Source organism: Glycomyces tenuis DSM 44171, assembly GCF_000427885.1.
In the GTDB taxonomy this organism is placed as follows: domain Bacteria; phylum Actinomycetota; class Actinomycetes; order Mycobacteriales; family Micromonosporaceae; genus Glycomyces; species Glycomyces tenuis.
On record NZ_ATYW01000008.1, the window covers coordinates 89,439 to 103,556 of the forward strand.

Consider the following 14,118-nt stretch of genomic DNA (forward strand, 5'->3'; position numbering starts at 1 on the left):
ATTTCCACAGTTCAACGCCATCCGAAAGGCAATCAATCATGCATGCATTGACACGTCGTTCCGTGTTGCGCGGCGGAGCCGTCGCGCTCCCCTTCGCCGGGCTCGCCGCCTGCTCCGCCGAGGACGAGCAGCCGACCCAGTCCTTCGTCGAGACCGATTCCGAACGGGTCGCCGCCGCCGAGGAGGCCCGCTCCCCCGGTGCTATCCGGGAGTTCCAGCTCAACGCGGTCGAATCCGAGGTCGACCTCGGCGGCCTCATCGTCCCCACCTGGTCCTACGGCGGCCGGGTCCCCGGGGAGCCGATCCGGCTCACCAAGGGCGAGCAGGTCAAAGCAGTCCTCACCAACGACCTGCCTGAGGAAACCACGATCCACTGGCACGGCGTGCAGCTCCGCTGCGACGCCGACGGCGTCCCGGACGTCACCCAGCCCGCGATCGCGCCCGGAGAGGCCTACACCTACCAGTTCACCGTTCCCGACCCGGGAACCTACTGGTTCCACCCGCACGTCGGCGTCCAGCTCGACCGGGGTCTGTATGCCCCGCTCATCGTCGAGGACCCCGACGAGGCCGCCGACTGGGACCTGGAGTGGACCGTGGTGCTCGACGACTGGATGGACGGCGTCACCGGCACCCCCGGCGACGTCCTCGACCAGCTGACCTCGGGCATGGGCATGATGGACCATGGCGGCATGGACATGGGCTTGATGGCCGACGGCCACATGCTCATGGGCGCTTCCTCCGACATCCTCGGGCCCGATGCCGGCGATGTCTTCTACCCGCACCACCTCGTCAACGGCCGCATCGCCGCCGATCCCGAGGTGTTCGAGGCCGAGCCGGGCGCACGCGTGCGCATCCGGTTCATCAACGCAGGCGGCGACACCGCCTACCGGATCGCCCTCGCGGGTCATCGGATGACCGTCACCCACACTGACGGCTTCCCGTGCGTCCCGGTCGAGGCCGACGCGATCCTCGTCGGCATGGGCGAGCGCTACGACGTTGTCGTGACCCTCGAGGACGGCGTCTTCGCACTGGTCGCCGAGGCCGAAGGCAAGCAGGCACGGGGCCGAGCGCTGCTCCGCACCGGCTCGGGCGAGGCCCCGGCGGCCGATTTCGCTCCCGACGAGCTGACCGGGCACGTCTTGGCCTACGAGGAGCTGGAGCCCGCCGAGGAGGTGGCTCTGGAGGGGCGCGAGCCCGACCGGGTCATCGACTTGGAACTCACCGGTGGGATGGAGGACTTCGACTGGTCCATCAACGGCAAGCCGCACGACCTCGACAACCCCTACGCGATCGAGGAGGGCGAGCGGGTCCGGCTGCGGTTCGTCAACGGCGAGGACATGTGGCACCCGATGCACCTGCACGGGCACACCTTCGCCCTGGCCGATTCGGGGCTGCGCAAGGACACCGCGATCGTACTGCCGGGCCAGACGTTGGAGGTCGACTTCGATGCGGTCAATCCAGGCCGCTGGATGGTCCACTGCCACAACCTCTACCACGGTGAAGCCGGCATGATGGCCGTCCTTGGCTACCTGATGTAGGCAGACACAGGCTCCTGACTCGCCCGCGTGGCGGCCCGTTGCTGCGGGCCGCCACGCGGATCGTCTATTGTGTCTTGTCAAGCCCAGGACGAGTTGATGGCGTCCAACGGTTCACGCCGGGCACCGTGGTGGTTCCGTTCTCGGCGGCGGCTCAGCCCAGTGAGTCCAGCAGCTCGCGGCACGCCTGCTCACACTTGCGGCACTCGCGGGCGCAGTGCTCGCAGTGCGCCATGTGGGAGGCGTGCTCGGCGCAGATGTCACCGCAGGCCTTGCAGGCCATCTCACATGCCTCGAGCATCGCGCGGGTGAGGTTGGCGTCGTACCCGGTGTGGCGCGAGAGCATCTGCCCGGTGGCGAAACAGATGTCGGCGCAGTCGAGGTTCGAGCGGATGCACTTGGTCAGCGAGGCGACGTCGTCTTCACTGAGGCACGCGTCGGCGCAAGCGGTGCACGCCTGTGCGCAGGCGTAGCACTCCCTGATGCAGTCGGCCAGTTTCTGGCGATCGACGCCGCCCAGATCAGCCGGGTACGTCTCGAGCATTTGGTCTACGAGCGTTGTCATGAAGGTCTCCATTCCGGTTGCGATGCATCGCCGTCCGTCGGACTGAAGAGGCCGGGTTGACCGGAGGCGGGTTCAAGCTGGGTGGTGCATCCGGCCCAGGGACGTCCAGCGGGTGCGACATTGGCGGTTGTGCTGGGGAAAGCCCTCTGAGCGCCTCCCACGGCCTCACGATAGTGACCGAAGACTCCGAATGTCGAAGAACCGGCAAATAGGGCAGAGACGTTTGGCAGTCCCATCGATATCCGCTTAAGCCCGCTACTTCGTGCCCTTGGCGAATCTGCGTCAATTTGGTTCGAACGACCGAGCCGACGACCCGCGCTCCCGCTTGAAAGCGGTTGAACGAGCATACTGACGAGCCAACTCGGCCACAATCCGAAACGGCTACAGGGCGGCGAGGGAGCTGCTACGAACGCGGCCATGACAGGGCATTCCGGATCCCGGCGTTCATGAGGCCGGGGGATGGACTTCTCGCCAGGTTCGACCGAAGTCGTCTCCTTCCAGGATCCGACCGTCGTCGGTAGCGAGGAACATCGTTTCACCGACGACGGTGAACGCCGTCGGAGTCGCCTCCGCCGACCCGACCGCGGGTCTCCAGGTGACGCCTTCGTCGTAATTGTCGAATATGTCGCCGCCCGGTCCGACGCCCCAAAGCGCGCCGCTGTTCGTCCAGTCGAGGAAGACCATCGACTCGGTCGCGATCGGCTCCCAGGTCCGTCCGCCATCGTTGGAGCCAAGTGTCCCGGACGGTCCCGTGGCCACGATGGCATCGGGGTCAATGGGATGGACGGCCAGGTCAAAGAGCTGCTGCGAGCCACGGGGCTCCCAGTTGACCAGATCCTCGCTGACGAGCAGCTGCCCGGAGACGGAGTCGACGCCGTATGCCTTGCCGTGCGAGTACCGCAGGACGTGGAAGTCGGCCTCGCCGCCCAGCGACACCGGTTCCCAAGTGCGGCCCGCGTCCGTCGACTCGATGAGACCGAGATGGGAGGGGCCGTCATCGGCGGGGGCCGGGTGTCCGGATGCCAGGAAATGGTCCGGGCCGACGAGAGTGAAGCCCATCAGGTCCTGGCGTCCCTGGCCGACCCTGGTAGGAGTCCCGTCCTCACCGAGGACGAAAAGGCCTTCATGGGTCGCCACGTACAGCAGCTCGTCGGAGGGATTGACCGCCATGCCGTGAATGTGCGACAGCACGCCTGATGGTTCGGCCTCGGACTCCTCGTGGTTGACGAGCCAGACCATGATCAAGGCGGCCGCGAGCAGCGACACCCCGGAGATGGCCAGGAACACCCGCGGTGTCCAGCGCGAGCCTCCTGTGTCTGCACCACTTTCACGGGCACTGGATTGAAGCGGCTGTGCGGACATCTGCTCCTCCTGCAGCAATACCGATGGCTCACCCACAGTACTACTATTCAAATTAGGAGACACGGCACCGCCCAGTGAGAACGAACGCATCAGCCGGGCGCAGCCAGCGGTCTTCCAGTCGGCGCCGACCCGTCGACCCGAGCACACCGGTCCCATCCAGCGACGGGCCGTGCTACGACGACACTGCCCATCGTGTTCGACTGAACCTTTCTACTACTGTAATGTAGTAATTCATTGGGCGAACGCCCGACCTTGAATGGGGGTATCATGTCGAAACCACTCAGTCTCGAACGGCTGCGCCGGCGCTGGGACAAGCAGTCGGCGACCTACGACAAGAAGATGGGTTTCTCCGAGCGGAAGTTCTTCGGCGATACCCGGCCGTGGATCTGCGGCCAGGCACGCGACGAGACCCTCGAGGTGGCCGTCGGGACCGGCCTCAACCTCGGCCTGTACCCCGCCGAGACCGCCTTGACCGGCATGGATCTGAGTCCGGCCATGCTCGATCTGGCTCGCTCCCGCGCGGCCGAGATCGGCCGCGGCGTCGATCTGCGGATCGGCGACGCCCAGCAGCTCGAGTTCGACGACGCCTCCTTCGACACCGTGGTGTGCACCTTCGGCCTGTGTGCGGTGCCCGACGATCGCGGTGCTGTCGCCGAGATGGTGCGGGTCCTTCGGCCCGGCGGCCTGCTGCTGCTGGCTGACCACGTGGTCAGCACATCGGCACCGTTGCGGGCGCTGCAGTCGGTGATCGAGCTGTACAGCGTCAGGGTCGAGAACGAACACTTTCGGCGTCGCCCGATCGAGCATGTGCGCGCGGCCGGGTTGGTCATCGAGCGGCACGAGCGGTTCAAGAAGGGAATCATCGAGCGCGTGGCGGCCCGCAAACCCGATCTCAGGTGATCATCGAAGACGGGCATGCCAAGAGCATGAACGTCCAGATCCCGGCGATGATCGTCGTGAATGAGAGGACGACCGCAGCGCTCACCGCGGAACGGGGCAGGGTCCGCCGCAGTCGGGGCGCCCGTCCGGTCTCCAACTGCGCCACCCGTGTCTCCAGCATTTCGGCGTCGGCGAACGGCGAGGCGAATGCCCTTCAAGGACAACGGCGGTCCCCGCGCCGAGCAGCGTCCCGGCCATCGCCGATGTACCGGTACCGCGCACGGCATGTCGGTCAGCGGCCAGTTCGTAACCGCACCGGGCCAGCATCCGCAGTTCGGGCGCGACGGGCAGAAACCACAGGTGAGCAGCCATCACCGAACCGGCCAGGATTCGCAGCGGGTCGCGCCTGCGCAGGTGGCGCACTCATGCGTCAGCACCGCCCGCAGCTGATCACCGGTGAGCGTCTTCACCAGTCCGGTGCTGATCCAGATCGTCGGGTGCACCGACCCCACGGTGACCGCGACCGATTCGTGAGCCTCTACGAGCCCGAACCGCCCGATTCCCAGTCGATCGGCCAGGAGAGGCAGGTCGTCGGGCACCGCGACTCGTCGTTCCGAGACCCACGTTTCGAGCCGGCGAGTCTGCCGCAGTCCTTGCACCAGTGTCCAAGCGGCCCTGCAGACGGACACGGCCCCCACGGCGAGCAGGATCGCCGCAGCCAGCGCGGCGTGGCGCCCGGCCTGTCCGAATGCCTGTGCTCCCGGCTCACTCACCACCAGCACTGACACACACCAACCCAGGACGAGCGCGGGACAGGTGGCCGCAACACCGACCGCCAAAGCCCACAGCGGATAGTCGCGTCTCACGATTCCCCGACCAATCGACGCAGTCGGTCGCGCAACCGCTCGTCGACGCTAACCTGGTCGACGAACGATGCCAGCGTGGCATGGCCGTGCTCTTCGAGTACCCGTCGCACCGCGGCCTCGGCGAGGGAATCGGCCTCAGCCCAGTAGAGGTAGCCGCGCCCGGCATTGTCCCGCCTCGCGAGGCCCCGCTCGCTCAACCGCGACAGGACCGTCATCACCGTGGTGTAGGCCAATGGGGCGGATCGATTGTCGTTGAGAATGTCGAGTACCTGCCGCACCGACTGCGGCGCCTGGGCTTGCCACAGCGCTTCCATGACCGCCGACTCCAGCGGCCCCAGCGGTGCCGCACGTTCACGACGACCCATGGCACCAGCCTACTTCCGAAACGTTGCGGCCGACGCCGTCAAAGGTCCGGCTTTGCCGGTGGCCGCTTTCGGTGGCTCGTCGACAGCAGACGCGGCGATGTGATTTCTACTTGCGCGGGACGCCTCTGCGGGGTTCGGGGGCTGCCCAGCGGCGAGATCGCCTCGAAGCGTGGTCGTCACCGACCGACCCAATGTACTATCATAAATAGTAGTTACTCTGCGATGAAGCCGACCGATCTAGGTCGAGACCAGGCGACGGGCACGATGCGACACTTCGGCGCCTCCAGACACGACTTCGGCCGCATCCGTCCCTCTTCGCCGTCTGTACGTCGATGACACCGGCGAGCCTGGTCTGCAGTACATCATCTGATACCGCCTAATCCGGGTGCTCTCCTCGGTGTGGAAGTCCTACAGCCTCGCACGTGGGGCCTCCCCCGACTGCACCGACCACTTCCGCCTCAGCATTCGCTGAGCCAGTCGAAGAAAGTGAGACTGATCGTGTCAAATCACACTGCTCACGGCAACGCTCCGAGGATCGGAGGGTCTTCCCTTACGCGCCGCAGCGCCTTGACCGCCGGAATCGCCGGGTTCGGATTGGCCGCCTGTTCGTCCGAGTCCGGCACCGTGGACGTCGCCGAAGACGACGATGGCCAGACCAAGGAGGCCGTCAGCCCCGTTACGGTCACCGTCGTCCCCGCAGACGGGGCGACCGACGCAACCGCCGCGACGGAGATCGGCTGGACGGTCGAAGCGGGTGAGGTGACCAAGGTGAAGCTCAGCGATGCCGCCGGCAAGCCGGTGGAGGGTGCCATGCACCCCGACGGCGCCACTTGGGTCCCGGTCGCCCCGCTCGAATGGGAAGGCACCTACACCGCCTCGGTCACCGCCGAGGACGACGCCGGCACCCCGGTCACAGTCGAATCGACCTTCACCACGATCGTCTCCCCACCCGAGCGGGTGACCATCGAGAACTACCTGCCCGGCAATGACTCCGTGGTCGGTCAGGCCACAGTCCTGGCCTTCCGCTTCGAAGCCGGGTTCGAGGTCCCCGAGGAGAACCGCGCCGCCGTCGAACGCCGCCTGTTCGTCTCCTCCGAGCCCGCTCAAGAGGCCTCGTGGCACTGGATCACCGGGCGCGCTCTCGAATACCGGCCCAAGGAGTACTGGCAGCCGAACACGACCGTGTCAGTGCGTCTCGGCCTGGGCGGGCTGCCGCTCGGAGGCGGCCGCTACGGCGAATTCGACCAGGAGACCGTCTTCAACACGGACACCGAGCTGCGGTTGCTGGAGGCCGACGACGAGACCAAGCAACTGACCGCCTATCGCGACGGCAGTGAGGTCAAGACCATGCCCATCTCCTTGGGAGCCCGCGAGATCGAGGGTATCGACACCCGGTCCTATTCGGGCCGTCTGACCATCATGAGCCGCGAGGAGACCTCGAACTTCTTTTCTGCGGAGTTCGGCTACGACATCGACGTCAAGTGGGCGATGCGGCTGACCTTCTCGGGCCAGTACATCCACGGCGCCCCGTGGGCCGAGGCTCGTCTGGGCAAGGAGAACGGATCCCATGGCTGCATCAACGTCACCAACGAGATGGGCGAGTGGATCTACAACTTCGTGCGCTGGGGCGACCCGGTCATCGTCAAGAACACCGGACTGGGACTTCCACAGGGCGACGGCTTCACGACCTGGGATCTCACCTGGGACGAGCATCTCGCCGGCTCCTACCTCGACAAGGCCTACGCCCCGGCGTAGGAGTGGAGGCCCGGGAAGACCGGGTTCACCGCTGTGAGGTTGAACAGCGGTAGAAATTTCAAGATGGTCCGACCGGGTATGGTTCAGGTCAAAGAAGGAGGTAACGATGCGCAGGCTGGGCGAACTGGAGGCAGCGGTCATGGACGTGTTGTGGTCCACATCCGGTCCCGTCACGGTCCGCGAGGCGCTCGGAGCCCTCGACCGCGATCCAGAGCCGGCCTACACCACGATCATGACCGTCCTGGACAACCTGCACCGCAAGAGCATGGTGACCCGCGAACGGACTGGTCGCGCCTGGGCCTACCGGCCCGCGCAATCACGCGAGGAGTTCGACGCCGAAGCCATGGCCGCCGTGCTCGAGTCCGCCGCCGACCGAGGAACCACGCTGCTGCGCTTCATCGGCAAGATCAGCCCCGACGAACTGGCCCGGCTGCGCGCGCTCATGGACGCCGCTGAGGAGCGCCGATGACCACGGCGCTGGCGCTGTTGGGCTACGCCGGGCTGCTCGGGCTGTTCGGCCCGCAGCTGGTGGACCGGGCCCGCTGGGCCATGGCGGCGCCGCGCCTGGCGATCGCGACCTGGTTTGCTCTGGCCGCCTCCTTCGTCTTGGCGTTGGCCTTGGCCGGGATGGCGATCGTGATGCCGATGGAGATCTTCACCGGCGGTCCCGTAGGGCTCGTCCAAGAATGCATCGCGGTGTTGCGAGAGCAGTATGGGGAAATCGGCGGGTTCGCCTTGGTGGTGCTCGCGGCAGTGCTGACGTGGGCGGTTCCGATACGGTTGCTGTTCGCTGCGATCGCGGCATTGCGTTCAGCCGCCGTCGACCGATCCAAGCTGCGCCGCGAGCTTGCGGTGGCCCGTCGCAACGGCGATCTCGGGGCGGTCGTAGTCGGCTGTTCGCGACCCGCCGCTTACTGCATCCCCGGCAAAGGCGGCCTGATCGTCATCACCTCTGGCGCGCTCGAACTGCTTGACGGACCCCAGATCGAGGCGGTCCTGGCACACGAGCGCGCCCACCTCGCCGGCCACCACCACCTGCTGGTCGCATTCGCCCAGGCCGGACGCCGTGCCTTCGGCTGGCTGCCGCTGTTCGCGCACCTACCCGAGCGAATCGGGCAGCTGGTGGAGCTGACCGCCGATGACGCGGCCGCGCGGAGCGCCACCCGCAACACCCTCGCCCGCAGTCTGCTCAATGTCGCCGCCGCCCAGGTACCGGTCGAGGCCTTGGCCGCCAGTGGCGGTGACACCGTCGCCCGCGTCGAGCGGCTCCTCGACGCTCCTGCCGCTCCCGGCCCGGCAGGCATCGGCACGATCCTCGGCGGCAACGCCGCCGCGGTGGCCGCACCGGTCCTGATCGTGGCCATCCCCATCATCACCGCCTTCGGCATGGCCTGCTGCCCAGTCTGAGGCCCCTTTCAGGAGGCCATGTTGGCAAGATCCGCACTTATCTACTATCCTCCTTAGTAATTTGGTGTTTAGCAGAGAAGGGCGCGATGATCGACCTGCTGTTGTCGATGACGTTGCTGACCGCATTCCTGGGCGGTGTGACGGCGTCACTGGCGCCGTCCTACCTGTCGGCGATGCTGCCGACCTGTTCGACCTGGGCCTCTCACCACCGCACCCGGAACCCAGCAATGGCGCTGCCTTTCGTCGGAGCGGCAACGGTGACCGTGTCGATCGCGCTCAGTGCGAGCGTGCTGGGTCGTCCGCTCAGTATCCGGTACTCGCCACTCTTCGCAATCGGCGGCGCGGTCATGGTGGCCATGGGCACGGCGATGCCGCTCGACTGGCGGATGAAACTTCCCATGCCGGGCCTGTCACCCCAGAGCGACAAAGGCGCAACCTCCAGGTATCCGTCGGCCGTCGTCTCGGGTGTCGCCATGGTCTCGGGGACGGCTGCTTCCTTCCCGGCCGCCCCTGCCTCAATCCATTGTCTCCAAGGGCCTTTCCCAGAGCACTCGACCAAGGAGCGACTGTGACCGTCAAGAACCGTGCCAGAACGACTGCGACACGGCCGAACCGGTTGCTATCGCTTCCAGCGATCCTCAGTGCGATCGCCATCACAGTCGGGATCGTCATCCTCTGCATTGCGTGGTCGATTTCGGCGCAGCAGAACGTCGCAGCGTCCGAGGGCGGCGGCTACGAATTCGCCATCGGGACCCCCGGTCCAAGCCAGACCCTCCCCGAGCGCATCCTTCCGACCACCGACGACATTCTCGCCGACCTCAACGCAGACAGGCTCGACCAGTGACTCACATAATCCTGCTCACCGAACCCCGCTGCGACCTCTGCGACCGAGCCAAGGAGATCCTGCACTACCTCTCAGCCGAGTTCGAGTTCCTCCTCACCGAGATCGACCTGGCCAGCGACGAGGGCCGCGAGCTCGCGATGAGACATATCGTTCTGTTCGCCCCCAGCCTGATCATCGACGGAGAGCTCTTCGGCTACGGCCGTATCAGCGAACACAAACTCCGCCAGACCCTGGCCTCGATCCGGTCGACAGGAGCCTGACATGGAATCACTGCTGTATGCCCTGCCGGTCATCGGCTGCGCCGCCATGGTGCTGATAATGATGAAGGCGGTACGAGGTCATAAACAGCGCAGCGAGCCAGAGCGCGACATCGAGATCACCGGCCTGCGCGCCCGCACCGCCGAACTCGAACGCGAGACCCGATGACTCCGCAGACGCAGACGGCTCGCCGGGCGATACTGGTAGCGACCGGAATCACGATGCTCTCAGCCGCCTGCGCCCGCTCTGATCCCCGCAACGACACCCAGCGCTCCTCCGAAGCCGTAGGCGATGGCACCTGGGAGTTCATCGAACCGGCTGACCGTGGCGAGCCGGTCGAGCTGTCCGGGGAGCTGCTCGACGGCGCCTCGTTCGACCTGGCCGCCTGGGTCGGGAGCGTCGTGGTGGTCAACTTCTGGGGTTCTTGGTGTGCTCCCTGCCGCGAGGAGGCTCTTGCTCTGGGCGCGGCACACCAGTCGCGGAAGGACGAAGGCGTGGAGTTCCTCGGCGTCGACCTGCGCGACGAACGCGACTCCGCCAAGGCCTTCATGCAGCGCTACGAACAGGAATACCCCAGCCTGTTCGACCCTGCCGGCGAAACCATCCTGGCTTTCGAGGAGATCCCATCCAACGTCGTCCCGGCCACGCTCATCCTCGACAGCGAGCTGCGTGTGGCAACGGTGTTCCGCAAGACCGTCACCCAGCGCGAGCTCGAGTCCTTCATCGACGAAGTCCTCGGCGAGGAGACCTGACGTGGTCGAAACCTTCGTCGACATCGCCCAGACCGGGCCGATGCTCGCCGTGATCGGCGTCGCAGCGCTCGCAGGTCTGGTGAGCTTCTTCGCACCCTGCATGCTCCCACTGGTGCCGGGCTACATCTCGTACGTGACCGGACTGGCGGGGGCAGACCTCGACGCGGTCCGAGAGCGCACTTCGGGAACCACTGCCGTTATGGTGCGCGGCCGGGTACGAATGCGAATCCTGGCCGGCTCCGGTCTGTTCGTGCTCGGATTCAGCGCCGTTTTCACCACTGTCGCCTATGCGGTGGGCGAACTCGGCCGAGCCCTGCTGGTCCACTCGCGCGCGATCGAAATCGTCGTCGGCTTCGTCATCATCGGCCTCGGACTTGCTTTTCTCGGCCTATTCCCCGGCCTGGACCGTACGGTGCGAGTCCAGAGACTTCCCGCTGTCGGCCTGGCCGGAGCCCCGATCCTCGGCGCAACCTTCGCTCTGTCCTGGACCCCCTGCTTGTCGCCGACGCTGACCGCCGTGCTCGGTCTGGCCGCCGTTGAGGGCTCGGCGAACCGCGGCGCGATCCTGGCCGCGGCCTACTCGCTCGGCATGGGTCTGCCGTTCATCGCCTTCGCACTGGGCCTGCGCTGGATGATCGGCGCGGTCGACTTCATCCGCCGCCACGGACGTTGGATCACCTGGATCGGCGGCCTCCTCCTCATCATCGTCGGCTTCGCGCTGGCCACCGGCGCCTGGACCTACTTCATCAACTGGCTGCGCGCCACCGTCGGCCCCGGCCAGATCGGCATATAGCGAGGTGAGGATGCTGTGTTGAACCGACGACAAGTGGCGCTCTGGCTGGTCGCACTCACCGCGATGCTCACCATGGGCCACCTTCTCGGATCAACCGGCGATCCCCACATGGTCATCTCCCCTGACCACATCGTTGAGCTGGGTGACATGGACCCACCTTCGCACGATGACGACTCGCCGGTGTGCGGAGAAGTGTCACTCCCTGTCTCCTGTGCTTACACACCAGTCGGCACGGAAGCGGCCGCGGCGCCTCCCGAAACCTCCGCCCTGGCCAGCGCTGCCGGTCACACCGTCAGCATGGATGATCGCTCTCCACCAGATCTGGTGGCCGTCCTTCAGGTCAACAGGGTCTAGATGTGATCTCCAGGGACGTTGTTCTGCCTGCCAGCAGTGCTGCGCGCTGCCGATCGACCTGGAGAAAGAGCTTTTGACCATCTCGGGCACGGCTGCTCTGGTGTGCTGCCGCCGACTCAATTTTGCATGAGCGCTCGTACTCGGCCACTCAGCTCAAAGCCGCATCACCGACACCTGGACCAGTAACCCGGCCGACCAGTGCGATCAGTTCCCTCTCGCCGTTGCACAACCGCTGCGACAACAGCCGCTGACCGTCCTACTCGACCATCACATGGCGCCGATGTTCTTTGCCGGCGTTGACCTCTATACGAGCTCGGTGCACTGCGTCACCGTTGTCGCTCTGTTGCGGGCTCCTCCCGCAGGCGATCTCACTGACGTTCCGTACTGGCTCACCCACTGCAGCCATACCGGGGCCTGTGACTCACAGGCCCAGACCACCCTGAAAGAAAGGTAAAACTCCTATGTGCGGTTTTGTCGTCCGAGCCGGTGCCGACCCCAGCGGCCCGGACCTCGCCGATCTGCTCGAACTGCTCGACCACCGCGGCCCCGACGAGACCGCGGCCGATCCGCCCGAATCGCCGGTCCGCATGGGCTTCAAACGCCTCTCGATCATCGACGTCGCCGGCTCGCACCAGCCGATGCACTCGAGCGACGGCCGCCTGAGCATCGTCTTCAACGGGGAGATCTACAACTACCTGGAGCTGCGCGACGAACTCGTCCGCGAGCACGGCGAGGTCTTCGCGACCCTCGGCGACACCGAGGTCATCCTGGCCGGCTACCGCCACTGGGGGCCCGACGTCGTCCACCGCCTGCGCGGCATGTTCGCCTTCGTCGTCCACGACCACGGCGCCGGCCTCGTCTTCGCCGCACGCGACCCGTTCGGCATCAAGCCGCTGTACTGGACCCGACACGGCGGCGCGGTGTGGCTCGCCAGCGAGAAGAAGGCCCTGCCGGGCGCCGGCGGCCACGACCCGGTCGACACCGACTCGCTCGGCCACTACGTCACCTTCCAGTACCCGCCCGAACCCGCGACGCTCCACAAGGGCATCCAGCGGTTCGAGGCCGGCCACCACGCGCTGTTCCGGCCCGGGACCGACCCGCGGCCGCAACGCTACTTCCAGCCGATGTTCCACCCCAGGAAGATCGACGACGCCGAGCGCCTCTACAGCGAGATCGCCGACGCCCTGCGCGAGTCGGTGCGGCTCCACATGCGCTCGGACGTGCCGGTCGGCGCGCTGCTGTCCAGCGGCATCGACTCGACCGCACTGGTGGCCCTCGCCCGTGAGGTCAACCCGAGCATCCTCACCTTCACCGCGCAGTTCATCGGCTCGGGACTGACCGACGAACTCGGCGTCGCGGCAGCCTCGGCCGCCGAACTCGGCGTCGCGAACATCCCCGCACCGGTCAACGTGGACGACGTCATCGCCCACCTGCCGCACATCGTGTGGCACCTCGACGACCCCGTGGCCGACCCGTCACTGGTCCCGCTCTACTTCGTGGCCAAAAAGGCCGCCGAGCACGTCACCGTCGCGCTCGGCGGCGAAGGCGCCGACGAGCTGTTCGGCGGGTACACCATCTACCGGGAGCCGCATTCGCTGCGGTCGGTCACCGCGCTGCCCGACTCCGCCAAGCACCTGCTGCGCCGCGCCTCCCGCGCACTGCCCGACGGGGTGAAGGGCAAGAGCTTCCTCGAACGTGGCACCGCCGAACTCGAAGAGCGGTTCGTCGGCAACGCCAAGATCTTCACCGGTGAAGCCAAGGACGCGCTGCTGCGCCACCCCTCCGCGGACATCGGCGAGGTCACCGCCGGCATCTGGGCCGAATCGGCGCATCTCGACCCCGCGACCCGGATGCAATACCTCGACCTGCACACCTGGATGCGTGGCGACATCCTCGTCAAGGCCGACCGGATGTCCATGGCCCACAGCCTGGAGATGCGCGTCCCGTTCCTCGACCGGGGCGTGTGGGAGGCCGCCTCGCGGATCCCGGTCGAGCACCGGCTCGTCGGGACGCAGACCAAGGTGGCGTTGCGCCGCGCGGTCGAGAAGCTCGTGCCCGCGGCGATCGTGGAACGGCCCAAGATGGGCTTCCCCACCCCGTACCGGCAGTGGCTGGCCGGGCCCATGTTCGACTGGGTCGACAACCTGCTCGCCGAGTCGCAATGCGGCCACCTGCTCGACCTCGAATACGCGCGGCGGCTGCTGCGCGAGCACCGCGACGGCACCGACCACGCCCGCAAGGTCTGGACGGTCATGGTCTTCTGCCTCTGGTACGCCCGGCTCGGCGGACCGCCGCCGAACCGAGGCCGGCAGGCCGCCCCCCGCCAGCGCGAGGAGCGGCAACCCTGTCCCTAACGCTCATCCGCGCTCCCACGGACACGGGG

At 66.7% G+C, this 14,118-nt stretch carries 17 protein-coding genes; 13 read left to right on the top strand and 4 right to left on the bottom strand.

What is annotated here, in order from left to right; translation table 11 throughout:
• Positions 1-38: 38 nt before the first annotated feature.
• Positions 39-1,538, top strand: coding sequence for a multicopper oxidase family protein (locus tag YWW_RS0110690; protein ID WP_026930116.1), 1,500 nt, complete (start codon positions 39-41; stop codon positions 1,536-1,538).
• A 151-nt stretch (positions 1,539-1,689) separates the two neighbouring features.
• Here YWW_RS0110690 and YWW_RS0110695 read toward each other — a convergent pair whose 3' ends face one another.
• A complete protein-coding gene (locus tag YWW_RS0110695) occupies positions 1,690-2,100 on the bottom strand; it encodes a four-helix bundle copper-binding protein (RefSeq protein ID WP_026930117.1) in 411 nt (136 codons plus the stop codon).
• A gap of 444 nt (positions 2,101-2,544) precedes the next feature.
• Entirely contained in the window at positions 2,545-3,498 is a 954-nt protein-coding gene (locus YWW_RS0110700) for a F510_1955 family glycosylhydrolase (protein WP_155830105.1), read from the bottom strand.
• Positions 3,499-3,729: 231 nt separating this feature from the next.
• Here YWW_RS0110700 and YWW_RS0110705 point away from each other — a divergent pair, with 231 nt between their 5' ends.
• Positions 3,730-4,362, top strand: a complete 633-nt coding sequence (locus tag YWW_RS0110705; RefSeq protein ID WP_026930119.1) for a methyltransferase domain-containing protein — start codon at positions 3,730-3,732, stop codon at positions 4,360-4,362.
• 350 nt (positions 4,363-4,712) lie between these two features.
• Here the strand turns inward: YWW_RS0110705 and YWW_RS35885 are convergent, their stop codons facing one another.
• Together YWW_RS35885 and YWW_RS0110720 are read right to left on the bottom strand one after the other, a co-directional pair.
• The gene (locus YWW_RS35885) at positions 4,713-5,207 is read right to left on the bottom strand and encodes a M48 family metalloprotease (protein ID WP_155830106.1); all 495 of its coding nucleotides are present in this window, start codon (positions 5,205-5,207) and stop codon (positions 4,713-4,715) included.
• Positions 5,204-5,572 (bottom strand): BlaI/MecI/CopY family transcriptional regulator, encoded by a 369-nt coding sequence (locus tag YWW_RS0110720; RefSeq protein ID WP_026930121.1) that lies wholly within the window; start codon positions 5,570-5,572, stop codon positions 5,204-5,206. Before YWW_RS0110720 ends, YWW_RS35885 begins: the two co-directional genes overlap by 4 nt.
• Before the next feature lie 567 nt (positions 5,573-6,139).
• Here YWW_RS0110720 and YWW_RS0110725 point away from each other — a divergent pair.
• The 11 genes from YWW_RS0110725 (at position 6,140) to asnB (ending at position 14,089) form a co-directional block, all read left to right on the top strand.
• The gene (locus YWW_RS0110725) at positions 6,140-7,327 is read left to right on the top strand and encodes a L,D-transpeptidase (protein WP_081687359.1); all 1,188 of its coding nucleotides are present in this window, start codon (positions 6,140-6,142) and stop codon (positions 7,325-7,327) included.
• Between the two features lie 106 nt (positions 7,328-7,433).
• Positions 7,434-7,796: a BlaI/MecI/CopY family transcriptional regulator gene (locus tag YWW_RS0110730; RefSeq protein WP_026930123.1), complete on the top strand. Its 363-nt coding sequence runs from the start codon at positions 7,434-7,436 to the stop codon at positions 7,794-7,796.
• Complete coding sequence (locus YWW_RS0110735; protein ID WP_026930124.1) at positions 7,793-8,734, top strand: M56 family metallopeptidase; 942 nt, start codon at positions 7,793-7,795, stop codon at positions 8,732-8,734. The genes YWW_RS0110730 and YWW_RS0110735 overlap by 4 nt, the downstream gene beginning before the upstream one ends.
• An 86-nt stretch (positions 8,735-8,820) precedes the next feature.
• Entirely contained in the window at positions 8,821-9,306 is a 486-nt protein-coding gene (locus tag YWW_RS0110740) for a hypothetical protein (RefSeq protein WP_026930125.1), read from the top strand.
• Entirely contained in the window at positions 9,303-9,578 is a 276-nt protein-coding gene (locus tag YWW_RS0110745; protein WP_026930126.1) for a hypothetical protein, read from the top strand. Before YWW_RS0110740 ends, YWW_RS0110745 begins: the two co-directional genes overlap by 4 nt.
• Positions 9,575-9,838 carry a glutaredoxin family protein gene (locus tag YWW_RS0110750; RefSeq protein ID WP_026930127.1) on the top strand — a complete coding sequence of 88 codons (264 nt, stop codon included), beginning with the start codon at positions 9,575-9,577 and terminating at the stop codon, positions 9,836-9,838. The genes YWW_RS0110745 and YWW_RS0110750 overlap by 4 nt, the downstream gene beginning before the upstream one ends.
• 1 nt (position 9,839) lies before the next feature.
• A complete protein-coding gene (locus YWW_RS35890; protein WP_155830107.1) occupies positions 9,840-10,004 on the top strand; it encodes a hypothetical protein in 165 nt (54 codons plus the stop codon).
• Between the two features lie 53 nt (positions 10,005-10,057).
• Complete coding sequence (locus YWW_RS0110760; protein WP_051325645.1) at positions 10,058-10,588, top strand: TlpA family protein disulfide reductase; 531 nt, start codon at positions 10,058-10,060, stop codon at positions 10,586-10,588.
• Between the two features lies 1 nt (position 10,589).
• On the top strand, positions 10,590-11,381 hold the full coding sequence (locus YWW_RS0110765; protein WP_026930129.1) for a cytochrome c biogenesis CcdA family protein: 792 nt from the start codon (positions 10,590-10,592) through the stop codon (positions 11,379-11,381).
• Positions 11,382-11,399: 18 nt separating this feature from the next.
• Complete coding sequence (locus tag YWW_RS35895) at positions 11,400-11,735, top strand: hypothetical protein (protein ID WP_155830108.1); 336 nt, start codon at positions 11,400-11,402, stop codon at positions 11,733-11,735.
• Positions 11,736-12,196: 461 nt separating this feature from the next.
• Positions 12,197-14,089, top strand: coding sequence for an asparagine synthase (glutamine-hydrolyzing) (gene asnB, locus YWW_RS29640; RefSeq protein ID WP_051325646.1), 1,893 nt, complete (start codon positions 12,197-12,199; stop codon positions 14,087-14,089).
• The last annotated feature ends 29 nt before the right edge of the window (positions 14,090-14,118 follow it).

Excerpts from the sequence above, each read along its gene's own strand:
- YWW_RS0110720 (WP_026930121.1), bottom strand. The coding sequence starts at position 5,572 with ATGGGTCGTCGTGAACGTGCGGCACCGCTGGGGCCGCTGGAGTCGGCG.
- asnB (WP_051325646.1), top strand. The coding sequence starts at position 12,197 with ATGTGCGGTTTTGTCGTCCGAGCCGGTGCCGACCCCAGCGGCCCGGAC.
- YWW_RS0110695 (WP_026930117.1), bottom strand. The coding sequence starts at position 2,100 with ATGACAACGCTCGTAGACCAAATGCTCGAGACGTACCCGGCTGATCTG.
- YWW_RS0110735 (WP_026930124.1), top strand. The coding sequence starts at position 7,793 with ATGACCACGGCGCTGGCGCTGTTGGGCTACGCCGGGCTGCTCGGGCTG.
- YWW_RS0110740 (WP_026930125.1), top strand. The coding sequence starts at position 8,821 with ATGATCGACCTGCTGTTGTCGATGACGTTGCTGACCGCATTCCTGGGC.
- YWW_RS35890 (WP_155830107.1), top strand. The coding sequence starts at position 9,840 with ATGGAATCACTGCTGTATGCCCTGCCGGTCATCGGCTGCGCCGCCATG.
- YWW_RS0110760 (WP_051325645.1), top strand. The coding sequence starts at position 10,058 with ATGCTCTCAGCCGCCTGCGCCCGCTCTGATCCCCGCAACGACACCCAG.
- YWW_RS0110730 (WP_026930123.1), top strand. The coding sequence starts at position 7,434 with ATGCGCAGGCTGGGCGAACTGGAGGCAGCGGTCATGGACGTGTTGTGG.
- YWW_RS0110690 (WP_026930116.1), top strand. The coding sequence starts at position 39 with ATGCATGCATTGACACGTCGTTCCGTGTTGCGCGGCGGAGCCGTCGCG.
- YWW_RS0110705 (WP_026930119.1), top strand. The coding sequence starts at position 3,730 with ATGTCGAAACCACTCAGTCTCGAACGGCTGCGCCGGCGCTGGGACAAG.